This is a genomic window from Gilliamella sp. ESL0405, from assembly GCF_019469205.1.
Classification (GTDB): Bacteria; Pseudomonadota; Gammaproteobacteria; order Enterobacterales; family Orbaceae; genus Gilliamella.
Genome location: NZ_CP048265.1, coordinates 1,127,768 through 1,151,220 on the forward strand (window position 1 = coordinate 1,127,768; position 23,453 = coordinate 1,151,220).

General features: G+C 37.1%; 23 protein-coding genes, 1 tRNA gene, 1 pseudogene and 1 riboswitch. Of the genes and pseudogenes, 14 read left to right on the forward strand and 11 right to left on the reverse strand.

The features are described 5' to 3' along the window. The first annotated feature begins 205 nt into the window (after positions 1–205). From GYM74_RS05000 to ribB, 5 genes and pseudogenes are all read left to right on the forward strand, one after another. Positions 206–1,315 (forward strand): extracellular solute-binding protein, encoded by a 1,110-nt coding sequence (locus GYM74_RS05000; protein WP_220219392.1) that lies wholly within the window; start codon positions 206–208, stop codon positions 1,313–1,315. 105 nt (positions 1,316–1,420) lie between these two features. Then, the gene (gene potG / locus GYM74_RS05005) at positions 1,421–2,557 is read left to right on the forward strand and encodes a putrescine ABC transporter ATP-binding subunit PotG (RefSeq protein ID WP_220219393.1); all 1,137 of its coding nucleotides are present in this window, start codon (positions 1,421–1,423) and stop codon (positions 2,555–2,557) included. A 318-nt stretch (positions 2,558–2,875) separates the two neighbouring features. Further along, positions 2,876–3,748: pseudogene (locus tag GYM74_RS05010) on the forward strand (ABC transporter permease subunit); the annotation flags it as partial. Continuing rightward, positions 3,749–4,750, forward strand: a complete 1,002-nt coding sequence (locus GYM74_RS05015) for an ABC transporter permease subunit (RefSeq protein WP_220219394.1) — start codon at positions 3,749–3,751, stop codon at positions 4,748–4,750. It abuts the pseudogene before it with no gap. Between the two features lie 122 nt (positions 4,751–4,872). Beyond that, positions 4,873–5,060: riboswitch (FMN riboswitch) on the forward strand. 215 nt (positions 5,061–5,275) lie between these two features. Beyond that, entirely contained in the window at positions 5,276–5,911 is a 636-nt protein-coding gene (gene ribB / locus GYM74_RS05020) for a 3,4-dihydroxy-2-butanone-4-phosphate synthase (RefSeq protein WP_220219395.1), read from the forward strand. Between the two features lie 95 nt (positions 5,912–6,006). Here ribB and GYM74_RS05025 read toward each other — a convergent pair whose 3' ends face one another. Genes GYM74_RS05025 through GYM74_RS05035 form a run of 3 tightly spaced genes read right to left on the reverse strand, consistent with a single transcriptional unit; the run spans position 6,007 to position 8,238 of the window. Beyond that, positions 6,007–7,107: a M20 peptidase aminoacylase family protein gene (locus GYM74_RS05025; protein WP_220219396.1), complete on the reverse strand. Its 1,101-nt coding sequence runs from the start codon at positions 7,105–7,107 to the stop codon at positions 6,007–6,009. Between the two features lie 14 nt (positions 7,108–7,121). Beyond that, positions 7,122–7,589 carry a YjiG family protein gene (locus GYM74_RS05030; RefSeq protein WP_220219397.1) on the reverse strand — a complete coding sequence of 156 codons (468 nt, stop codon included), beginning with the start codon at positions 7,587–7,589 and terminating at the stop codon, positions 7,122–7,124. Continuing rightward, on the reverse strand, positions 7,582–8,238 hold the full coding sequence (locus GYM74_RS05035) for a nucleoside recognition domain-containing protein (protein WP_220219398.1): 657 nt from the start codon (positions 8,236–8,238) through the stop codon (positions 7,582–7,584). Before GYM74_RS05035 ends, GYM74_RS05030 begins: the two co-directional genes overlap by 8 nt. Positions 8,239–8,901: 663 nt before the next feature. Between GYM74_RS05035 and GYM74_RS05040 the strand changes: the two genes are divergently transcribed. From GYM74_RS05040 to GYM74_RS05055, 4 genes are all read left to right on the forward strand, one after another. Continuing rightward, complete coding sequence (locus tag GYM74_RS05040; RefSeq protein WP_220219399.1) at positions 8,902–9,225, forward strand: multidrug efflux SMR transporter; 324 nt, start codon at positions 8,902–8,904, stop codon at positions 9,223–9,225. A gap of 125 nt (positions 9,226–9,350) precedes the next feature. Further along, positions 9,351–9,665, forward strand: coding sequence for a multidrug efflux SMR transporter (locus GYM74_RS05045; protein WP_220219400.1), 315 nt, complete (start codon positions 9,351–9,353; stop codon positions 9,663–9,665). 216 nt (positions 9,666–9,881) lie between these two features. Next, positions 9,882–9,957, forward strand: a tRNA-Lys gene (locus tag GYM74_RS05050). 113 nt (positions 9,958–10,070) lie between these two features. Next, positions 10,071–10,403: a multidrug efflux SMR transporter gene (locus tag GYM74_RS05055; RefSeq protein WP_220219401.1), complete on the forward strand. Its 333-nt coding sequence runs from the start codon at positions 10,071–10,073 to the stop codon at positions 10,401–10,403. Positions 10,404–10,569: 166 nt separating this feature from the next. Here the strand turns inward: GYM74_RS05055 and GYM74_RS05060 are convergent, their stop codons facing one another. Further along, complete coding sequence (locus GYM74_RS05060) at positions 10,570–11,172, reverse strand: peroxiredoxin C (protein WP_220219402.1); 603 nt, start codon at positions 11,170–11,172, stop codon at positions 10,570–10,572. A 119-nt stretch (positions 11,173–11,291) separates the two neighbouring features. Further along, positions 11,292–12,605, reverse strand: a complete 1,314-nt coding sequence (gene srmB, locus GYM74_RS05065; RefSeq protein WP_220219403.1) for an ATP-dependent RNA helicase SrmB — start codon at positions 12,603–12,605, stop codon at positions 11,292–11,294. A gap of 409 nt (positions 12,606–13,014) precedes the next feature. Between srmB and trmA the strand changes: the two genes are divergently transcribed. The 3 genes from trmA to GYM74_RS05080 all read left to right on the forward strand — a co-directional run bounded on the left by trmA (position 13,015) and on the right by GYM74_RS05080 (position 16,550). Further along, a complete protein-coding gene (trmA, locus tag GYM74_RS05070; protein WP_220219404.1) occupies positions 13,015–14,115 on the forward strand; it encodes a tRNA (uridine(54)-C5)-methyltransferase TrmA in 1,101 nt (366 codons plus the stop codon). A 358-nt stretch (positions 14,116–14,473) separates the two neighbouring features. Further along, positions 14,474–15,160: a heavy metal response regulator transcription factor gene (locus tag GYM74_RS05075; protein ID WP_220219405.1), complete on the forward strand. Its 687-nt coding sequence runs from the start codon at positions 14,474–14,476 to the stop codon at positions 15,158–15,160. Continuing rightward, positions 15,147–16,550, forward strand: a complete 1,404-nt coding sequence (locus GYM74_RS05080) for a heavy metal sensor histidine kinase (RefSeq protein ID WP_220219406.1) — start codon at positions 15,147–15,149, stop codon at positions 16,548–16,550. The genes GYM74_RS05075 and GYM74_RS05080 overlap by 14 nt, the downstream gene beginning before the upstream one ends. On the opposite strand, the gene GYM74_RS05085 is transcribed toward GYM74_RS05080, so the two are convergent. The 6 genes from GYM74_RS05085 to GYM74_RS05110 form a co-directional block, all read right to left on the reverse strand. After that, complete coding sequence (locus tag GYM74_RS05085) at positions 16,543–16,743, reverse strand: YaeP family protein (protein WP_220219407.1); 201 nt, start codon at positions 16,741–16,743, stop codon at positions 16,543–16,545. The two genes, GYM74_RS05080 and GYM74_RS05085, sit on opposite strands and share 8 nt — an antisense overlap. Positions 16,744–16,787: 44 nt before the next feature. Next, the gene (gene rfaC / locus GYM74_RS05090; protein WP_220219408.1) at positions 16,788–17,750 is read right to left on the reverse strand and encodes a lipopolysaccharide heptosyltransferase RfaC; all 963 of its coding nucleotides are present in this window, start codon (positions 17,748–17,750) and stop codon (positions 16,788–16,790) included. A 2-nt stretch (positions 17,751–17,752) separates the two neighbouring features. Beyond that, positions 17,753–18,799, reverse strand: coding sequence for an ADP-heptose--LPS heptosyltransferase RfaF (gene rfaF / locus GYM74_RS05095; RefSeq protein ID WP_220219409.1), 1,047 nt, complete (start codon positions 18,797–18,799; stop codon positions 17,753–17,755). Between the two features lie 11 nt (positions 18,800–18,810). After that, positions 18,811–19,737: an ADP-glyceromanno-heptose 6-epimerase gene (rfaD, locus tag GYM74_RS05100; RefSeq protein WP_220219410.1), complete on the reverse strand. Its 927-nt coding sequence runs from the start codon at positions 19,735–19,737 to the stop codon at positions 18,811–18,813. Positions 19,738–19,999: 262 nt separating this feature from the next. Beyond that, positions 20,000–20,776, reverse strand: a complete 777-nt coding sequence (locus GYM74_RS05105) for a methyltransferase domain-containing protein (RefSeq protein ID WP_220219411.1) — start codon at positions 20,774–20,776, stop codon at positions 20,000–20,002. Positions 20,777–20,779: 3 nt separating this feature from the next. Beyond that, a complete protein-coding gene (locus tag GYM74_RS05110; protein WP_220219412.1) occupies positions 20,780–21,511 on the reverse strand; it encodes a 1-acylglycerol-3-phosphate O-acyltransferase in 732 nt (243 codons plus the stop codon). 90 nt (positions 21,512–21,601) lie between these two features. On the opposite strand from GYM74_RS05110, the gene mnmD reads away from it, so the two are divergent. Continuing rightward, positions 21,602–22,312: a tRNA (5-methylaminomethyl-2-thiouridine)(34)-methyltransferase MnmD gene (gene mnmD / locus GYM74_RS05115; RefSeq protein WP_220219413.1), complete on the forward strand. Its 711-nt coding sequence runs from the start codon at positions 21,602–21,604 to the stop codon at positions 22,310–22,312. Positions 22,313–22,434: 122 nt separating this feature from the next. Further along, positions 22,435–23,364, forward strand: a complete 930-nt coding sequence (locus GYM74_RS05120) for a hypothetical protein (RefSeq protein ID WP_220219414.1) — start codon at positions 22,435–22,437, stop codon at positions 23,362–23,364. The last annotated feature ends 89 nt before the right edge of the window (positions 23,365–23,453 follow it).

Here is a 23,453-nt window from a genome sequence, read left to right on the forward strand (position 1 = left end):
TGGCAAAAAAAAGGTATTTTATCCCTCGTAATGCAAGGTTAGCTCTACTTGTTCATTATTATTAATGACTTGTGATTACCTGATTACCTCGGTTTCGCCATACGATTTAGAAATAGGTTATGGTAAAATTTGGGGGTTCGTTGTCAGTTAACAACGGGCTTGTGTCTAACATGTAATATCCCTAACTAGAGGAGAAGTGGTGAGCATGTTTACTCAACGTAAAACAATTCTTTCAATCATCGCTGGTGTTTCACTAGCATTATCTCAATCTGCTATCGCTAAAGATCGTGTCGTGCATTTTTATAACTGGGCGGGTCAAATCGGTAATCAAACTATTGCTGATTTTGAAAAATCCACCGGTATTAAACTTGTTTATGATGTGTATGATTCCAATGAAGCGCTCGAAGGCAAGCTTATGGCTGGTCATTCTGGGTTTGATGTGGTCTCTCCGTCAGATAGTTTTTTAGCAAGACAAATCAAATCGGGTATCTATTTACCATTAGATAAAAGTAAATTACCGAATTGGAAAAATCTTGATCCAAATCTAATGAAATTAATGGCAAATCACGATCCGGATAACACTTATGCTATTCCGTATGTATGGATGACAACCGGTATTGGTTATAATATTGATAAAGTTAAAGAGCGTTTAGGTGATAATGCACCGGTCGACAGCTGGGACTTAGTGTTTAAACCTGAAAATATGGAAAAACTTAAAGATTGTGGTGTGGCATTTTTAGATGCGCCGACCGAAATCTTTGCCAGTGCGTTGCAATATTTAGGTAAAGACCCAAATAGTACCGATGCGAAAGATTATACAGGTGCCGCTTACGAGTTGTTAGAGAAAGTTAGACCTAATATTCGTTATTTCCACTCTTCACAATATATTACCGATCTTGCAAATGGTGATATCTGTGTCATTTTAGGTTGGTCTGGCGATATTTTACAATCACGTGATAGAGCTAACGAAGCTAAAAACGGTGTGCATATTGGTTATCAAATTCCTAAAGAAGGCGCATTAGTCTTTTTTGATACCTTTGCCATTCCAAAAGATGCCGCTAACGTAGAAGAAGCTCACGAGTTCTTAAACTTTGTTATGAAACCTGAAATTGCTGCACAAGTCACTAACGATGTTAATTTTGCTAGTGCAAACAAGGTAGCAAATGATCAGTTTGTTAAGCCGGAAGTGAAAAACGATCCTGCTGTTTATCCGAAACCGGAAGTTATGGAAAAACTATTTACTTTAACAGTTAAAGAACCTAAGCTTGAACGTGTGATCACACGTACATGGACAAAACTCAAAACTGGTAGATAAACGTCAATTGAAAAATTGCGTTATTTACACGATATATTCTAGACGGAGAGATTGTTGAGTCTTTCCGTCTCGTTTTTTTTGGCTTGTTGTTAAGAGGAAAAAAGAGTGAACGATAAAACAACAAATCAGGTACAGCCTAAAAAAAAGATGATAACTCCATTATTGGAGATCAAAAATTTAACCAAAGTTTTTAATGATGATTATTATGCGGTTGATGATGTGAATCTAACCATTTATAAAGGTGAGATTTTCGCATTATTGGGTGCATCAGGTAGTGGTAAGTCTACGTTATTACGTATGCTTGCTGGTTTTGAGCAGCCAACTTCGGGGCAGATTATTCTTGATGGTAAAGATTTATCACAAGTGCCACCTTATAACCGACCAATTAATATGATGTTTCAATCGTATGCTCTATTTCCTCACATGACGGTTGAGCAAAATATTGCTTTTGGTTTAAAGCAAGACAAATTAGATCCGAAAGAGATCAAACATCGTGTTGAAGAGATGCTCGCGCTAGTTCATATGGAACAGTTTGGCCGACGCAAGCCACACCAATTATCCGGCGGTCAACGCCAACGTGTTGCCTTAGCACGTAGTTTAGCTAAACGGCCGAAACTACTGTTATTAGATGAGCCAATGGGAGCGCTGGATAAACAGCTACGTGATCGTATGCAACTGGAAGTGGTCAGCATTTTAGAGCAAGTCGGCGCCACTTGCGTTATGGTGACCCATGATCAGGAAGAAGCCATGACAATGGCAGGGCGAATTGCGATTATGAACAAAGGGCAATTTGTCCAAATTGGTGAACCAGAAGAGATTTATGAGCATCCAAATTGCCGTTATAGTGCTGAATTTATCGGCTCAGTTAATGTTTTTGACGGTATTTTGCAAGAAACCTTAGAAGACGGATTAATTATCAATTGTCCGATGATCAAGCATCCAATCAAAGTTGATTATGATTCGCCAGCTGTCGAAGGTGTGCCAATTCAAGTTGCCTTACGTCCGGAAAAAATTAAATTATGTGATGAAATACCGGAAGAAGGGTATAACGTTGCAACCGGTGAAGTGGTAGAAATTGCTTATCTTGGTGATTTGTCGATTTATCACGTTAAACTGGGCAGCGGACAAATTATCATTGCACAGTTACAAAATGAGCATCGCTATCGTAAAGGCATGCCAACTTGGGGGGATGTGATCAACCTAAGTTGGGAAGTTGATAGTTGTGTTGTGCTTACCGAATAGACAAAAGAGGATAAAGTAATGCGATCCATTTTATTGGGTTTGTTGTTAAATGCATTTGTCTTGCTTAATGTTTATTGGCGTTTTCAAACAACTGATGCATTTGATAACTTATTTTTAGATGCGCTCTTTACGGCAATGACATTAAGCTTCTTATTGTCATGCTTAGGATTATATTTAGCAAATTACAAACCATCAAAATTTGCTTATCGCTTAATTATTGCCGGAAGCATATTGTTCATTCCTGCTGGGTTAGTTGCCATTTATTTTGCTTATAAAAAAATGCGCCAACAGCGGGATGAATCCGATTTGATGACACTTTATGGTCGGTTAACTGTCATTGCTATTCCATATTTATGGATGTTATTGCTGTTTTTACTGCCATTTTTAATTGTGTTTAGAATCAGTTTTTCCGAGATAGCTTCGGCTGTTCCGCCTTATACTGATCTGTTTAGCTATGATGACGGACTGCTCAATATTGTTTTGAACTTCGGTAATTATGTCAATTTAATCACGGATACTATCTATCTTGATTCTTATTTGCAATCACTAAAAATTGCGGCGATTTCAACAATATTATGTATTTTAATTGGCTATCCATTAGCGTGGGCAATTTCACAATGTAAACCGTCAACCCGTAACATTTTGTTACTTTTGATTATATTGCCTTCCTGGACTTCGTTTTTGATTCGGGTTTACGCATGGATTGGTATCTTAAATCCAAATGGCTTACTTAATCACTTTTTAATGTGGTTAGGCGTGATTGATCAGCCGCTGATCATTATGAAAACTTATTTCGCCGTTTATATCGGTATTGTCTATTCTTATTTGCCGTTTGTGATTCTGCCAATCTATACATCACTAAGTAAAGTAGATACGACCTTAATTGAAGCAGCGTTAGATTTAGGTTGTAAACCGATTAAGACCTTTTTCAAAATTATTGTGCCATTAACTAAAAATGGCGTTATTGCAGGGGGAATGTTGGTCTTTATTCCGGCAGTGGGTGAATATGTCATTCCGGAACTATTAGGACCTTCAGAAGGTATTATGATTGGTACCCAGCTTTGGACTGAATTCTTCAATAACCATGATTGGCCAGCGGCATCGGCAGTTGCCAGTGTGATGCTTCTGATATTAATTGTGCCAATATATTATTTCAACAAATTTCAGAACAGCCAAACGGGGGGTAAATAAATGAATAATTCATCACTTATTCTACGATCTGCTTTGATCGTCTTTATCTCTTCGCTACTTGGTGTGATGATTTTAACACTGTTGATATCATCATCCGGACTGAGTTTATTAGGCTCAGCGAGCTACTATATTGGTTGCTTAACATTTAGCTTGATTGTAACGACACTCGTGACTATTGCGTTAGTTTGTCGTTGCTTAAAAGGGCTAATTTTATTGGTGGTATTTTCCTTTTTGTATATCCCAATGATTATATTGATTATCTATTCATTCAATAGTTCACGCTTAGTGACAGTATGGGCAGATTTTTCAACCAAATGGTACTTTGAGCTTATTCACAATGATACGTTGCTTAAAGCTGTCGGATTGAGCTTATCGATTGCCGCTGGCGCAGCAACGCTGGCTATTTTGTTAGGTACATTAGCCGCTTACGCCATTATTCGTTTCAGACGTTTCCGTGGCGCTAATTTGTTCTCATTTATGACAACAGCACCGTTGGTTATGCCTGATGTTATAACGGGTTTAGCACTGTTATTACTATTTGTTGGTATCGGACAAGTGTTAGGTTGGCCTAAAGACCGTGGCGCAATTACCATTTGGATGGCGCATGCCACATTTTGTACCGCTTATGTTACCGTGGTCATTAGTGCCCGTTTACGTGAATTAGATAAGTCGATAGAAGAGGCGGCACTCGATTTAGGTGCTAATCCGCTTAAGGTATTTTTTATTATCACCTTACCTATGATCGCCCCAGCGTTAGTATCGGGTTGGTTACTGGCATTTACCTTATCACTGGATGATGTGGTGATTGCGAATTTTGTCACCGGACCGGGCGCAATGACTTTGCCTAAACTTATTTTCTCAAAAGTTAGGTTAGGGGTCGATCCACAAGTCAATGCACTGGCAACAATTATTCTATTGATTGTCGGCATTATTGGTTTTATATCATGGCTGTGGATGCGTAAAGCTGAGCGACGTAAAATGCGGGAAATTCGTATGCAATAACTTATTGCTTTTACTCAATATTGCTTTTATTAATTATTGCCGCTATATGCGGCAATTTTTCTTTAAAATGTCCGTGTTTTTTAATGCATTTTGTATTATAGTGTTTTAAGTCAGTTTTCTGACAAAATTCTCAGGGCGGGGTGTAATTCCCCACCGGTGGTTATAGCCCACGAGCGCTTAATCGTTTATTTTGTTGGTTTAGTGCGGTATGTTTCCGACTAAACACTCAATATCTTTAATCGATTAAGGTCTAGCAGATTTGGTGTGATTCCAAAGCCGACAGTTAAAGTCTGGATGAAAGAGAGTAGCTTATCTTTTCTATATTTACCGAAAGGTAAAATCACTATGGTCAAGCACTTGCCCTGATTCTGGTATTTAATTTATTTATACTTAATTGAAAAAAAGCAAAGACAAAGCCCTAAATGCGCATACGGCGATCAGCCAGATATATTTACGGCATGTTCTTCGCAAATTGGATTTAAGTGTAAATACAATTAATTGTATATAACAGGATAGGTAACTACCATGAATCAGTTTAATTTAAATGAGTTTGGCACACCGATTGAGCGTGTGAAAAATGCGATATCTGCACTTAAAGCCGGTCAAGGTGTATTAGTGTTAGATGATGAAGATCGTGAAAATGAAGGCGATATTATTTGGCCAGCTGAAACAATCACCACAGAGCAAATGGCGTTGACCATTCGTTATGGTAGTGGGATTGTCTGTTTATGCATGCCAAAAGCCTATTGTGAAAAATTACAATTACCGATGATGGTGGCAAATAACACGAGTAAAAATCATACCGCTTTCACGATTACCATTGAAGCGGCTGAAGGCGTGTCAACCGGTGTTTCAGCCGCCGATCGCGTCACCACTGTTCGAGCAGCCGTTGCGGATGATGCAAAACCCAGTGATTTAAATCATCCCGGTCACGTGTTCCCGTTAGTGGCTCAACAAGGTGGGGTACTGGCACGGCGTGGGCATACTGAGGCTTCTGTTGATTTAGTGACTTTAGCCGGATTCAAACCTGCTGCGGTTATTTGTGAATTAACCAATGATGACGGCTCTATGGCAAGAGCGCCACAAGTGGTTGAGTTTGCTAAAAAACACCATTTACCAGTGGTCACTATTGAAGATATTGTTCAATATCGTGAATCTTAAGATCTTGCTAAATGGTGGAAGATAACTATGCCGAATTTGTCGGCATAGTTATTGGCGTAGTTATTGGCACCATTATCGACATAGTTATGGTTAAATTAACCTAAAACTTTTAGAGCACAAGCTTTAGTAATTTTGACACCGTTTTCTAAAGCGGATAAATCAAACTTCATTTCCGGATGATGTAATCCTGGTGTTAAATCACAACCTAATCCCCAAAATCCAGCTTTAACATTACGTTCTCTTGGGTAATTAAAAAAGTCCTCGCCACCCGGTGTGAAGATCGGATCTTTTAATCCTTCACTACCTAACACGTCAACGATAGCCTCAGTAATGATTTGGCTAACTTCGTTGTCGATCTCAGCAGCTGGGATCTCTTTTGATACTTCAATATCAGCTTTAGCGCCGATCGCTTCTACACTGAGTTTAATTGCTTGTAAGGTTTTGGCTTTTAACTCATCCATTGCCGGATTGGTCGGTGCTCTTAAATCCCAACAGACATAGGCTTTCGACGGAATGGCATTGGTGACGCCAGCATCACAAATACAGCGTGTTGCTTTTACGCTATAAGTTAAACTAGGCGCAAGATGAATGGTATTTACTGCTTGAATTGCCATCATAGCGGCATCTAGTGCATTGACGCCTAGATGTGGCCGTGCGCCGTGCGCAGGTATACCGTGGATATTAACTTCCACAGTGGTAGAAGCCGAATAAAACATTGCCGGCGATGCGAAGCCTTTTGGACATTCATCTTTAGGACGAAGATGTAGACCAATAATCATATCAACATCATCAATGGCGCCACCGGCAATCATCGCTAAAGCGCCAGAGCCTAGCTCTTCAGCGGGTTGAAAGATAAGCTTTAAACGGCCTTGCTTAATATTGCCTTCTTTTATTAGCTCTTCTGCTGCCGTTAACAAGATTGATGAGTGTCCATCATGACCACAAGTATGTCTTGCACAATGTTCGCCATCAATAATATGCCCAAGCGCATCCATATCAGCCCGTAAGGTAAGTACCGGTCCGGGTTTGCCAGAATCATACTCCGCCACTATTCCGGTTGTATTATTAATATTACGAGTCACTTTATAACCTGCTTTTTCAAGCTCGTTTGCAATATAAGCCGCTGTTTGATGCTCTTGAAAACCAAGCTCAGGGATCTGATGCAAATGGTTATAGTGTTGTAAAACAGTAGACATTGATATCTCCTTTATCAAACAATAAACCGCATAACAGTCATGGCAATTAAACCATTAACAATACTGTTTACCATGAGTAATGGCCAGTATTTTTTCGGCACATCAGCAACGCCCAGCAATCGCCCCATATATTGCAGTTGTGAGCCCATTAAGAAAATAGCGGGTGCCAAAATGGTAACATCGGTTGCGCTAAGTAAGCCTTGCGTAATTAAATTAACCGCCACACCGGTACCTGCTGAAGCGGATAACCACGCTGTGAGTAAGACCGTAATGGCTTCTCCCGGTAGACCAAAAAGCCCCATAACCGGTGAAAAATAATCACCAATTAGCTGCATTAATCCTAAGCGTTTTAAGATTTCGGTAATAACAAAAGCCATGATGATATTGGGCATTAAGTTATTAATGGCAATATTAAAGCCTTTACGTGCGCCAATAACAAAAATATCTAATGGGTTGTTGGTTTGATTTTGTGAATTACTCATTACTAAAATCCTTCTTATAAACTGAGTTTAGAACCAGACGCACTAAAATGGCACCGACAAACTTAAGTACAATCATCAGTACTAAAGGAATAAAAATGGCAACACTCATCGAAGCGAATAGGGCGGAACCGATTGAAAAATAGTTATTAATCAATCCGGCGCCCGAATATTGCCAAGCGCTGATAATCACTAAATCTTTTTTGGTGATTTGCTTGTCATCATATAATTCTTTAGTTAAAACCGCACCGGCGTCGGTACTTTGCAAATCAGTGATAAGCGCAAGCCCCGTTTTGCCCGGCACACCTAGGATAGGTTTAAGTAGCGGAGTTAATAATTTATGCGCAGCTCGAATGGTGCCATAGTGGGTAAATATTTCAAGAACGCCCAGGGCTAACATTACTGTGGGTATGAGCGAAAGGGCAAAGATAAAACCAGCTCGAGCACTGATGCCGCCTTCACCCACAAAACTATTTTTTTCCGGATGAAGCATCGTACCAAATTTACCACTTAGGCTGGTAAAATCAAATGCACCCAGCCACTCTTTTCCCTCTACATTAAAAAATAGGCCGGAAAAAAACAGTATAGCCACAATAAGTGAAATATACGCTTTTATTCCGACTTTTACTTCATTGTCAGATTTTTTTGACATGCGATCTTCCTTTTACGATTATTCAATCTTTTCATTTCAATATAAAAAAAATAATTACTGCACTTTTATCAACTTAATCTGTTATATTCTGTTTTATTTCTAATCAGTTATAGACAAATTAGTGTTAAATAGCGATGTTAGCTATCAAAAGTAGCAGAAATTATTTTGGGTATTTTATACTGAATTTCGTTTAAATTGAAAATGTGATCGTTTTTATACAGTTGTTTACCCTGAAAAGGTGGCTGTTTTTCCCATAATGATTACTAATAAAACAACCAATTATATTATGTTGGCATCATTATATTGTCGGCATTTTGATCCTAGCGTTTTTTTAAAAGTTTTACTTTCGTTTGATTGGTAAAAATAATGGCAGCAACAGTCTTAAACATTGACTTATAACAGTTTTAGCCTTGATATTTATTTTTCTTCGCTATAAAATCATTGAGTATGTTGAAATTTGTAATAAATTTTTTGTAAAAATGTTTCAGAAACTACCTACGTTTTAGTAAAAAATTGCGTTGTTTCTCTACTTTTAAACATCACGATCTTTAGGTGGCAAATTTGTTTAATTTGCGAACCGTCTTTTTATTTTCATCCAAAGCGTTAAGGTGAAAAAAGAAAATCAAGCAAAGCGAAAAAGTAATAAATTTCAGTGAGGTAGCTATGCATAGCAGGAATAAAGAGTGGGTATACGTTATACTGACCTGCTTTTTTGAATTGAGTTGGGTTCTTGGATTTACTATCGCAACCGAATTTTGGCACTGGATCATCATTGTGCTAGTGATTATTGTCGATTTTACTTGTCTGACTAAAGCGTGTAAAACCATACCAACCGGCACTGTATATGCAATCTTTTCGGGTGTGGGTGCGATTGGATCGGTTGCGATTGATGTGCTCCTTTTCGGGCAAACATTTAATCTTCTTCAACTGTTTTTTGTATTATTAATCATTATTGGTGTTGTGCAGTTAAAACGTACTGATAGTTAAAATGTAATGATAGTTAATAAGTAAAAAAAGTTAACAGGTACAAACAGTTAACACATATAAACCGTGAGTGCATTTAGATAATTAGTTTTTATAGATAGTCAAAGCGTTAAATTAGGAACTTTATTATGGGCTGGTTATTAATATTTACTGCATCGATTTTTGAGGTAGTTGGTGCTGTTGGGCTCAAACTCTATTCACAGCAAAAAAGCTTATTACGGATTGTACTGTATTGGGGCGGCTTTTTTGTTTCGTTTGCGCTCTTCTATTTTTCGTTACGTTATTTGGATTTAAGTATCGTTTACCCGGTTTGGGTCGGCCTTGGCACGTCCGGTGCGGTGTTAGCCAATATGTTTTTGTTTAATGAGCCTAAAAATATTCAGCGATTAATTGGTCTGACTATTATTATTATTGGTGTGGTTGGTTTGCATCTCACCATGTGATATACCATTATTCACATTGATGAGATTAATCAAATATCGAGATCATTTTAGATACAACATACAACCATTAAGATTCTTACCAAATTTCTGCCTTTATTATGCTGATTTGATTTATTGAATTTTCTTTATTTTCAATATCAACTTATTTTCTAATTTCAACTTTTGATTAATTGCATTGCAGTCTAAATTTATATAGAATAATCACACTGTCTTAGTGGGTTGTTAGCTCAGTCGGTAGAGCAGTTGACTCTTAATCAATTGGTCGCGGGTTCGATCCCCTCACAACCCACCATATTTCTATTTTTCCTAAATTGAGTGATTATTTAGTTTTTTATTTATCATTTTTATCACTAAAATTAATGGCGAGTCTTCATTCTTTATTTCAACTAACTTATGAGTCATATTATGAATTCATATCTATTACTTTTTTTTGCAATTATTTGTGAAGTTATTGCAACTTCTTCCTTAAAACTGTCAAATGGTTTTACTCATTTACTGTATTCAATCATTACCATTGTTGGTTATAGTGCTTCGTTTTATATTCTTTCTTTAGCCTTAAAAACCATTCCTGTTGGGATTGCTTATGCGATTTGGTCGGGGATTGGGATTATTATTATCAGTTTAATCGCTTGGATCTTTATGAAACAGTCTTTAGATTTGGCGGCTTTAATTGGTATGGGCTTTATTATATTTGGTGTGGTTATTATTAACCTATTTTCTAATGTTGCAGGACATTAATTTTATTAATTAGTCTTGATAACTGGCTTTGATACTCATTGAATGTGATCTGACGGGATATTTCGTTGAGTTGATTAGTATTAGGACATAAAAAAGCCGGAGTTTAACTCCGGCAAGTGCTTTCCAAAATATAATTAGGCTAGTTATAATCGATTATTTGCTTAATTTAAATTTCATTAGAATGTTGTTTTAAGAAGCTAGCTACACCATTTGGATTAGCTTTCATACCTTGTTTGCCTTTAGTCCATTGAGCAGGACATACTTCACCGTGCTCTTCGTGGAATTGGAAAGCATCGACGATACGTAGCATTTCATCAATGTTACGGCCAATTGGTAAATCATTAATAGTTTCATGACGAACAATACCCGATTTATCAATAAAGAATGATGCACGAAGCGCAACACCTGCTTCAGGATGTTCTACGCCATAAGCTTGCATAATGCTATGTTTAATATCGGCAACGATAGGAAATTTCACTTCGCCAATACCACCTTTTTCTTGTGGCGTGTTGCGCCATGCATTGTGCACATACTCAGAGTCCATTGATACACCAATCACTTCTACACCACGTTTTTTAAACTCTTCTAAACGATGATCAAAGGCAATAATTTCAGAAGGGCATACAAAGGTGAAATCCATTGGCCAGAAGAAAACGACAGCATATTTTCCATTAATGTGTTGAGCTAAATTAAAATTATTTACGATCTCACCAGAACCTAAAACAGCTGCAGAAGTAAAATCAGGGGCTTTGCGGGTGACTAATGTCATAAAATGTCTCCTTTTCAAACAAATATCAATTTAATTGGTATGCATTATAACAATTTAACGTGACGGTCACAGTTGTTATAAGCAATTAATTTCATAAGCACAAGCTATCAAGAAAGGTATTATTGTTCGGTTTTTTTTATCGATTTTTTCGGTTTACCTTTATTTTTTGTATCGCGATGACGCAGTTTTACCTTTTTCTTGTTAGTTTCTTCGTGTTTTTTACTGATACTTTTTGATTTCGCCTTCTGCGAAGGTTTTTTCTTGGTTACAGGTTTAGGCGCACGAGTTTTTGGGCGTAAATGGTCAATAGTTCTTAATTTAATCGGTTCATTGATGTAGCGTTCGATTTTTTGTAATAACTCGTTATCGTGCGCTTCTATTAGCATGATAGCGGTGCCTTTTTTGCCGGCACGAGCTGTGCGACCTATGCGATGTAAATAGACGTCGGCTGTTTTTGGTGCATCAAAGTTGATCACATGCGTGATATCATCAATATCAATCCCTCGTGCCGCTACATCGGTTGCAACTAATACGTTAACAGTATTGTTGCTGATTCTTTTTATCGCTTCGTTACGCTTTGCTTGCACCATTTCGCCTTCTAAATAGCAGCTATGGATCCCCGCTTGATGCAGCATTGATACCAATTCATGAACACGTTCACGTTTGCGCACAAAAACAATTGTTTTTTTGAACTCTTCTTGTTTAAGCAAATGAGTTAATAGCGCCACTTTATGCGTTAAATCATCAGCTCGATAATAAAATTGTAGGATTTTTTTGCGCTCTTTGCGTGAAGGATCGGCATTGATTTCAACCGGATTATTTAATATGCGATTAGCAAAGTCATACAAGCCTTTACCTTCTAGTGTTGCAGAAAATAGTAAGGTTTGTTTACGCCAACGTGTTTCAGCCGATATGGTTTCAACATCTTGCGAAAAGCCCATATCTAACATGCGATCAGCTTCATCTAAAATGAGCATTTCAACCGCACGACAATCAAAATTTTCTTCTTTGATGTATTGCAAAAGCCGTCCGGTAGTTGCTATTACGATATCTTGATTTTTGCTAAAGATCTCTGCATGGTTCATATAAGCGACACCACCGGTTATGGTTGCGATGCTTAAATGGGTTGATTGGGTAAGTTTTTGTGCTTGCTGAGCAATTTGCATGGCAAGTTCACGGGTTGGGGTTAATATTAAAATTCTTGGTGGCCCAGGTTTGCGACGAGGAAAATCCAATAGATGTTGCACAGCCGGGATAAGGAAAGCTAATGTTTTACCGGTACCGGTTGGGGCTGAGCCTAAAATATCTTTGCCTTCTAATGCCGCCGGAATAGTTTGCGCTTGAATGACTGTTGGGGTGATGATGTTTTGTGCTTGTAAGTTCTCCACTAAAATATCATCAAGTTGTAGATCGGAAAATGTTTGTGTTGTCATAGCTATCTTTTTATCAGAAATTTGAGAAGTATTATAGCGACAATGTTTATAACTACAATCATTATCATGTGACATATTTTGATTTGATTTAATTACCGCTTAGTAACGTTTATCTGTTGGTTATGGATATCGATGAACTACTTCAACTTTTTGTCATACAGCTTTGATTTGTTATTAATGGTTAAATTTTTTGTCAAGAAGTTTCAGAAAATGTATATGTTTAAGTAGAAACTTATCATCGTTTAGAGTTTGTGATAGAATGTGCGGCAAATTTGAAGGTATAGCTTTGAACAATATTTATTGTGTTGTCTGATTAAATGCTTAACCGTTCAGTTTTATCTTTACTAGTTGGATGTTGTTGTCCAAAAATCAACTCTCTGTTTTTTACTATAACGATCTGATAAACAAAATGACTGAATATTTCACCAACGATAATTACGAAGTACAATTACAAAATAAAATTACTCAATTAACAACATTATTGTCTGATTTTAACCTTCCTCAATTGGTCGTTCATTCCTCTCCAGTCAGTCATTATCGTATGCGAGCTGAGTTTAGAATATGGCATGATGGTGAAGATCTTTATCATATTATGTATGATAAAAAGACCAAAAAACGGGTGCGAATTGATACTTTCCCGATAGCGACAGTACTGATAAATCAAGCGATGCAAGCGATTTTACCACTTTTAAAACACAATGAAACCTTACGTCATTTGCTGTTTCAAATAGATTATTTTTCAACCTTAAGTGGTCAGCTTTTAATCACACTTTTATATCATAAAAAGTTAGATGATAATTGGCTTGCGCAAGCCCAGCTTTTAAAGCAACAATTAGCCGAACAAGGTATTGAGGCTAATTTAGTCGGGCGAGCCAGTAATCAAAAAATTTGTCTCGATGTGGATTATGTTGACGAAGTTTTACCATTGCAAGATCGATCACTGTCCTATCGACAAGTTGAAAATAGCTTTACTCAACCCAATGCGGCAATCAATATTAAAATGCTCGAGTGGGCGTTAGCGGTGACTAAAAATTCAACCGGTGATTTACTGGAGTTTTATTGTGGTAATGGTAATTTTTCTATTGCGTTGGCGCAGAATTTCCGTCAGGTTTTAGCCACTGAAATTGCCAAAGCTTCGGTTTATTCAGCCCAGCATAATATTAAAGTCAATCATATAGATAATCTGAAAATTGTCCGATTGTCAGCCCAAGAATTTACCAGCGCTATTAAGAAAGAGCGTGAGTTTAATCGTTTGAAAGGCATTAATCTTGATGATTATCAGTGTAATACGGTACTTGTTGATCCGCCTCGTAGCGGTTTAGATGACGATACCATTACTATTCTTAAAAGCTATGACAAAATCATCTATATCTCTTGCAATCCTCAAACGCTCAAAGAGAATTTAAAACAGTTTTCACAAACGCACGATATTACCCATTTTGCGATGTTTGATCAGTTTCCCTATACTGATCATGTTGAAACGGGTATTGTTCTACATAAAAAGTCGTGATATTCGTATTAAAAAAACAGAAATCTTGTTAAAATAGGCAAGATTTCAAATCTCTTTATATTTTGTTTTATTGTTTTATTAAGATAAGTGCTATTTTAGATAAAAAAAAACCCTAGATAAACTAGGGCTGCATTAAATTGCAAGGAATGGATGAAAGGAAATAAAACAATGAAACAATACTGTCTAGCCTCATGAATCATTGTGGTGCTAATATAACAAACACAAACAAACGAATTAATGACACAAACATTACAAAATAGTCATTACATTGTCATGATTGCATTTGAGTTTTTCATATATCCTATAACCCATTATGCAAATTCGATAACCTGATAAAACAACAAAGGAAATATTCAAAATGAAATTGTTAGTTGTTGAAGATGAACAAAAAACAGGAGAGTATCTTCGTCAGGGATTAGTTGAATCTGGATTTATAGTTGATCTGACTAATAACGGTCTCGATGGTTATCATCGAGCAATGACAGAAGACTATGATTTAATAATTCTCGATGTGATGCTTCCGGATATCGTCGGTTGGAAAATCGTTCAATCATTGCGAGAAGCGGGTAAAGATACTCAAATAATGTTACTAACTGCCATGGGCAGTGTTGAAGATAAAGTTAAAGGGCTAAATTTAGGTGCTGATGACTATTTAGTTAAACCTTTTTCATTTGCCGAACTATTAGCTCGGGTAAAATCACTTTTACGGCGTAATGTGCCACAAGTGAATAATTATCAATTAAGTATTGCTGATTTGGTAATGGACCTACCTAAACGAACCGTTACACGTGGCGATAAACGAATTGATTTAACCAATAAAGAGTTTTTACTATTGGAATATTTTTTACGCTATCCGGGCGAGGTATTGCCTAGATCGCTTATTGCCTCACAAGTGTGGGACATGAATTTTGATAGTGATACCAATGTTATTGATGTTGCAATTAGGCGTTTACGTAACAAAATCGATGCCGATTTTGAGCCTAAATTAATTCATACTGTCCGTGGAATGGGATATAAATTAGATGTATTGGATGAAGCAGAGTAAAATTATATCATTTCGCTTACCACTTATTGTATGCCTACTTACTTGTGGGCTACTTTACTGTTTTAGTTATCTTATCGAACGCTCTTTTGAGAAGTTTTCGATTCAACAAAATGTGACTGAATTAAATTCGGTTATTACTTCAGTTGAGCGAGAATTGACTTACTATTCTCCCGCTGATAATCGTGATGAGTTTTTCCAAAATCTGTTGTTAATTTTGACAGGTCACCATCATCTGTTTGTCTATATTTTAGATGATTCGGGAAAAATTGTTTATCGAACACGCGGCCCTAATCTGGCAATCGCTTTATCACAACGTGAATTCGAACGGATTATTGCCGAAAATAGTACCGCCATTTGGAATGTCGATAAATCATCTTACCGCATTGCTGCTTCAAGGGTTATGGTAGATGAAGGTAAACAGTTTACCACTATTGTTGCCGTTGGACGTGATTTGCAACTCGAGTTTATTTATCGCTTGCGCATTGGTTTAGGTATACTTATTGCAATTGCGTGTGTTTTGGCGTTAATTGGATCGCTAATCTCTATTTATTACACCCAAAAACCGATTAACCGATTAATTAAGAAAATTGAGCGAATTAACTTAAAAAGCCTTAATTATCGAATCTCTACCGCCTCTGTGCCAACCAAATATGTGAGTTTAGTGAAAGCATTTAATAAGATGCTCAGCCGTATGGAAGATGTATTTCATCGGCAACGTAATTTCACAGCAGATATTGCTCATGAGATGCGTACACCAATTACTAATTTAACAACCCAAACACAAATTGTTTTAAATAATGCTCGCTCTACAGAAGAGTACCGAGAGATTTTATACTCTAATTTAGAAGAGTATGAAAAAATGTCACAAATGATATCCGATATGCTGTTCTTAGCGCAGGCAGATAACCGCCAACTAGTGCCAAATCTGATCGATATTGATATTCATCAGATGTTGACGATGATGTGTGAATACTTTGAACCGTTAACCGACGAGAAAAATATCACTATCGATTTGGAAGGTCAGTGTGCTCATATTCAAGGTGATAAGATGATGTTAGGGCGAGCGATTAGTAATATTCTATCCAACGCTATTCGTTATACACCTGAAAACGAAACAATCCGAATAAGCTTGAGTCAAGTGACGCAAAAGCGAATAAAAATTATTATTTCTAACCCCGGTAAAAAGATCGACAGTCGCCATTTACCGCACCTTTTCGACCGATTTTATCGTGTGGATGAATCACGTCATCGTAGCGGTAATGATTCATCCGGAGCGGGGATTGGGCTTGCGATCGTTAAATCGATTATTGAAACCCATAAAGGCTCGATTTATGTTGAATCGGACGATCAATCAACCCGCTTTGTGATTAATTTGCCAACGGCTATTTAACATCAAAATCACTAATTAATAGATTAGCTGCTGCATAAGCAGCTTTATCTTTTAATTCTTGGGGAACGTGCTCGTTACGCACTACTTCATCAAGAACTTGCATCACGGCACCTAGCGCATCATCAATATAACCGAGTTCGTTACTTCCAATTTGTGCATATTTTTGACGAATTGTTTCATGATACTGATTCATTTAACTTTATCCTTTAATGTGTAAATTTGTCTTTCAAACATTGATTATAAAAAGTGAGCCAATTTTTCATAAACTTGATTAGCGGTAATGCTTTGCATGCTTTTATCAGCGGAAATTATGCTGTGTTGATTTTTACCGTACCCACCAATTAGCTTAGGATCGGTTTGACCAAATAAGGTGATATTGGGTCTATCTAACGCCGCTGTTAAATGGCTCAATCCAGTATCAACCGATACTACTGCTTTTGCACCTGCGATGATAGTTGCAATTTCATCTAAGGCGAGTTTTGGCAATACTTGCACATGTTGAAAACCTTTAGCCAGCCTCAGTGCACGCTGCTCTTCATGCGGCGCACCCCATGGTAGTTTAATGGTTAATCCGGTTGGTTCAATTTGTTTAATTAATTCTCGCCATGCATCTTCTGTCCAATGTTTTTCATCACGAGTGGTGGCATGGAGAAATACCAGATATTGCATAGCGTCTTCTGGTAGCACCTGAGTAAAATGACGAGCAATAGCATAATCGCCGGTGTGGTTAGGGAAGGTATAATTTAAACTTTTAGCAAACAGTAACCTAACTCGCTCAATGGCATGCATCTGTTTGGGGACATGATGTTTAACATCATAAAACCAACTGGCAATAGGCTCTTTGATACTCTGACGATCTAAGCCATGTTTGATTCCACGGGCTTTACGAGTAATCAAAAAGGCACTTTTTATTAATCCTTGGGCATCGATGATACAATCATATTGTTGCTGGCGAAGTTGCTGGATAAATTGATGACGCTCTTTACGGACAGGGCGAGAAAACCAATTCTTTCGCCAGCGTCTGATTGCTACCGGTATGACCGTGTCAACCGCAAAATGCCAGCTAGGAATTTGGGCAAAATTTTCCTCAACAACCCAATCAAACGTGATATTGGGTATATGGTTTGCTGCATCGGTTAAGGCGGGTAAAGTGTGAAGCACATCACCCATTGAAGATGTTTTAACGACCAGTACACGCATAATTAATTACTCTTTTCACAGCGGACAATTAGCTTCATTAAACTTTCAAACACTTGATCGGGTTTAATATCTATCAAGCTTTGATGATATCCCTGTTCCGCATCACCTCGACGAACTCGGTGATAACCGGTAATTAACCGAATCACTTCAGCCTTATTTGACAATGGTGGCGTAAAATCCGGACTGCTTGGGCCATACAGCGCTACAAGCGGTCTATCAAGGGCTGCGGCAACGTGCATTAATCCTGAATCATTGGTTACCACTGCTTTACAAGCAGCAATTAGATTTATGGCCTGATCTAATTGAGTCTTTCCGGCTAGGTTAATGCATTGATCGCTGTGAGTCATTTTTGCCATAATCTGTTCACCGACTTGGCGATCATTGGCCGAACCAAAAATTAACACTTTAGCATGCTGTTTAACGATCATATCAGCAAGCGTTGCATAATGATAATCCGGCCAGCGCTTGGCTGGTCCAAATTCAGCCCCAGGACAAAAACCTATCAAAGGGGCATCTTGCGGGATATCAAAAGCGGTTAACGTTTCTAAAATTTCCGGCATGGTGACTTGCAGTTTAGGCCACAGTATAGGTTGAGGAATATCTTTAGCTGAGTGCATCTCTTGCTTTGGATAGGCAAGGGCAACATAGCGCTCAACCATTAACGGATAAGCTTGCTTATTTAATTTACGAAGATCGTTGAGTAATCCGTAGCGCATTTCACCTTTCCAGCCTGTGCGTTTAGGAATTTTGGCAAAATAGGGGATCAAAGCAGATTTAAATGAATTAGGTAAAACGATAGCCTGTTGGTAATGATTTTCCCGTAGCGATTTGCCTAATTGATAACGCTTAGATAAAGCAAATTCACCATGACCTAGCGGCATGGCAATAGCTTGGCTAACTTCCGGCATTTTAGCTAATAAAGCTCGGCACCATGAAGGCGCCATAACGTCAATTTCAATATCGGGGTTAAGCTGTTTTAATGTTCGATATAAACTTTGCGACATCATCATATCGCCAACCCATGAAGGACCAATAATGAGAGTTTTCATTTTTTTCCTTTTTATTGTTCATTGAGCCATTTCATATATTCGGTTGTGCCTTCGGTCACAGTTTTGAATTTTATTTGACAACCTGCTTGTCGGAATTTAGTTAAATCAGCTTGAGTAAAGGTTTGGTAACGTCCTTTTAACTGCTCAGGGAAGGGAATATACTCAATTTCGCCTGTTTGATGATAACTCATAACAGCATCTGCTACGGATTGGAAAGATTCCGCTTGACCGGTACCGCAATTGAAAATCCCGGATACTTGATTTTTCCAGAACCATAAATTGACATCAACCACATCACCAACATAAATGAAGTCACGTTTAAAGTTATCGCTACCGGCAAATAGTTTGGGTTTTTCACCCTTTTTCAATTGCTCATTGAGATGAAAAGCCACGCTTGCCATACTGCCTTTATGAGTTTCACGCGGTCCGTAAACATTGAAATAGCGAAAACCACAAACTTGCGATGTGGCTTGCGGTAAAATCTCTCTGACATATTGGTCAAATAAAAATTTAGAGTAACCATATACATTTAGTGGTTTTTCGTAGGCTCGCTCTTCAATAAAGTTATCACTACGACCGCCATAAGTTGCCGCTGATGAAGCATAAAGAAATGGGATATTGAAATCTAAACAGTAGTGTAAGAGATCTTTGGAATAGCTGTAATTGTTTTCCATCATGAATTTTCCGTCCCACTCAGTGGTTGATGAGCAAGCGCCTTGATGAAAAATAACATCGATATCAAGATTTTCATTAGAGATGATTGCAGAAATAAACTCATCTTTGTCCATGTAATCAGCGATGTCTAAATCAGCTAAGTTTGCAAATTTAGTTCCGTCAGTTAAGTCATCGACAACTAAAATATCTTTATGTCCAATACTATTTAAACCTTTAACAATATTGCTTCCAATAAAACCTGCACCGCCAGTGACAACAATCATAATTACTACCTTTAAACGAATTAAATTTAATGCCTCTATAATACCGATTTATGACAAAATTTTCGAGTGTTCATTTAGATGCATATTGTTTTTTATCCGTTTTGAGAATAATTAATTACCATTGTTTGGTAGTAAGCGGTTAATTGCTATTTTTTATATCGATTAATTCATGCTTTTAGCGATGTTTATCAAAAATAGATGCAATGTAGAAAAATGGGTTGGGTAAAGAGATTGTCGTTTAAAACTCTCTCTTTTATTGAAATTACTCATTATTATGTTTTGCAGTTAATAAAATGTATCTTGCTAAACTAAGATAGGGTTCGGTTTGACAATACTGTTTTTCAAGCGCTAATAGTTGGTCAAAGTGTGTTTCAGACTTGCTTTTATTGATTAAATAATCATGAAAAACCCGGATGCCAATTTTATTTGTTATGGTAAAGTTAAGATCGGTTAACCAGGTATAAACTTCAGTTGGCTTTCTTGGAAAATCCGGCGATAAGGTCTTTTTTTTGCGTTTAGCTAAACCTGCTTGAGTATAACCAAAATTACCCAGTGTCACCGTTTTAAATAACAGTGCATCATAATTATAAAACATTAACGATAAGTAACCGTCAGCTTTTAAATGTCTTTTTAAGGCGTTAATGACAGTTATTGGCTCAGCTACCCATTCTAAAACTGCATGGCAAATCACTAGGTCAAATTGTTCATCTGTCACTTGGTCAAGCGTTTGTATGGCACTATGTATACACGTTATCGGTAAGTTTTCCGCTATCGCGGTTTGTTTTGTCTGTTCAAGCATATGCGCTGAAATGTCACACAAGGTAATTTGATGCCCCAGTCTGGCAAGCTTACAAGCAATTTGTCCCTGCCCACCACCAGCATCAAGGATCTTTAGTGGTTTTTTAACACTACAGTCTGCTAAGATCTGTTCAAGTTCTTGCCAGACTATCGCCTCACGTATTTTACCTTTAGTTGTACCATAAATATTTTGTGCAAATTTAGCACTGATATCGTCAAAATTTCTATCTTGCTTATTCATACGTTAGTTTTGATTATTCAGCTTTTGTACTTGCGCATTGATTTGCGATAATTTTTCAGACATTAATTGATAACACTGTTCCATTAAGGCACGAGTATCGTCTTTTTGAAGGTTTTTGGTTTCAATCGGATCAAGCATCTCAACAATCACATGTCCGTTATTTAAACGATTGAGTTTAATTGAATTGGTATCCGACACACAGATTGGCACAATAGGTACACCTGCGGCTATAGCGGCTTTAAATGCGCCTGTTTTAAAAGGTAACAATCCTCGACCTTGACTTCGAGTCCCTTCGGGAAACATCCAGATAGATATGCCTCGATTGTTGATCTCTTTTACCACTTGGCTAATGGTATCGTGTGCTTTAGATTTATTATTACGATCAATTAAAATATTACCGGTTAGATAATAAAGTTGCCCAAAAAATGGGATCCATGCCAAACTCTTTTTCCCTACGGTGACGGTTTTCGGTTGAACGATGTCAGCGGCAACAATCATGTCATAATTATTTTGATGATTGGCAATAAATACACAGCTTCCCATGTTTTGGATATTGGAATATTGGCGGGTTTCAACTTTAACGCCCAAAATGGGCTTGAAAAAAAAGCTAAATAGATGCGCAAAGCGTGCAACATTTTTTGGATTACGTGGATTAAACAGGCAAAAAATAATACCTAAAACACAGATTATCACTCCTAAGATGACAACACTAATTAAGCGAAAAAGAAAAACCATAATTTACCTCATAAGTTAACTTAGCGTATTATATACGTAATCAGCATTAATATACAGTTTCCGCTACCGATAACAGCTAAAAGGACGGTTATGCCAAAATCAACAATTATTTGGGATGAAAACCAAACCGCAATTTCGACACATTTTGATGATGTCTATTTTAATACCCGTGGCGCAGTAGCCGAAACAAACTATGTTTTTGTTGAAGGAAATAATTTAGTTGAACGCTTTTTAACGCATCAGTCTGATACATTTATTGTTGGCGAAACCGGTTTTGGTTCTGGCTTGAGTTTTTTGGTACTATCCAAAGCGTTTTTAGCGTTTAAAAGACAATACCCTAATCACATTCTTCAACAATTGAAATTTTTCAGTGTAGAAAAATATCCATTATCAGCACAAGAGATGCTGCAAATGCATGAAAATGTGATAGATGATGACAAGTTAGCGTTACTTGCTAAGCAGTTAAGATCTTATTTATTTCAATCTGAGCCGATTGAGGCGAATATCAGTTTAGCGATTTGTTATGATGATATTAGCGCCTATCCTGATTTCTTATCAAAATTTAATATACTTGTTGATGCATGGTTTTTTGACGGTTTTTCACCAGCAAAAAATCCTGATATGTGGTCACAACATTTATTTCAAGATTGTTTTAAATTAACCCGACCAGCGGGAACTTTTGCAACTTTTACTTCAGCAGGTTTTGTGCGCCGTAATTTAACCAATGCAGGTTTTCAAGTATTAAAGCGTAAAGGTTTTGGTATAAAACGTGAAATGTTAGTTGGCGTTAAGTCTTTATAAAATATGCTATAACGATTACGGAAATTACGGTAAACTTAGCCAATATTGCGATTTTAAATAAACATTTATCATTAATGGAATATAAATTGAGCTTAATTATTAATAAATAATAAGGAGTTAAGATGAAAATATTAAATACAGTTGTATTTGTTGTTGCTATAGCATTAAGTTTGGCCGGTTGTGAGAAAAAAGATTATGAGTATTATTCAAAAAATCTCGATGCTGCTGAAGCAAAAAGAGAAGAGTGTTCCAATGGAATAAGTAAAGCTCAGTTAGAAGGGGATCGCAAAGCATATGATAAATTAATCAATGATGAACAATGTATTGCTGCAAAAAACGCAATTATCAACGATAAAAAGTTAAAGGCGCAATTGGAAAGAGAGCGTGAGGAAGCTGAGAAGCAACAAGCACTAGATGCAGCGAAGGCCATTATAGTAAAAGAAACAGAAGGACTTACTTGGCAACAAACTATAAACGAATATTTGAAGGATGATGAATGCCAAGAATTTACGTTTGGAACTAGTAGTGCTAAATGTCAAGCTTGGAAGATTATTTATGATGAAAAGGCTCAAGAGGGTAAAGATCAGTTAAAACAGTTATCATTTGATGAAATCAAAGGTGAAATGCTGTCTTTATGTAAGCTCGATTCTAGAACGAAATCTAACTGTCGTGTAGCTGAACAAGCGTTAGAAGAAAAGGCTACAACTGAATTAGCAAATGATGATCTCAAAACCATTGAAGAAAAGGAATCTATTTATTGTTCTGATGATTTGAGATTTTCATCAGTTTGTAGAAGTAGCTGGCAAAAAGCTTGGGCAAAACAAAATCAGGAAGTTGTGAAATTTTTTGTTGATAATCAAGCGGAATTTATCAGTACCTATAATGCATGCGTTGATAAAGTCGTGGCTATTGATTCTACCGTTGATGACTGGTCAAAGAGAATTGAATTAAATCAAAATATTAAAGACAGTTATCCTTGTAGCCAAATAAGAGAAGCTGCTATTAAGCGAGGAATGTCCTATACCAATTTTAAAGAGAAAATTAGTAACTAGGATTCATCTAAAACCCCATGTTTAATGGGGTTTTAGATAATAGTAAATAATTGTGATTTGCCTATGTTTTTGATTGAATGATAAAACAT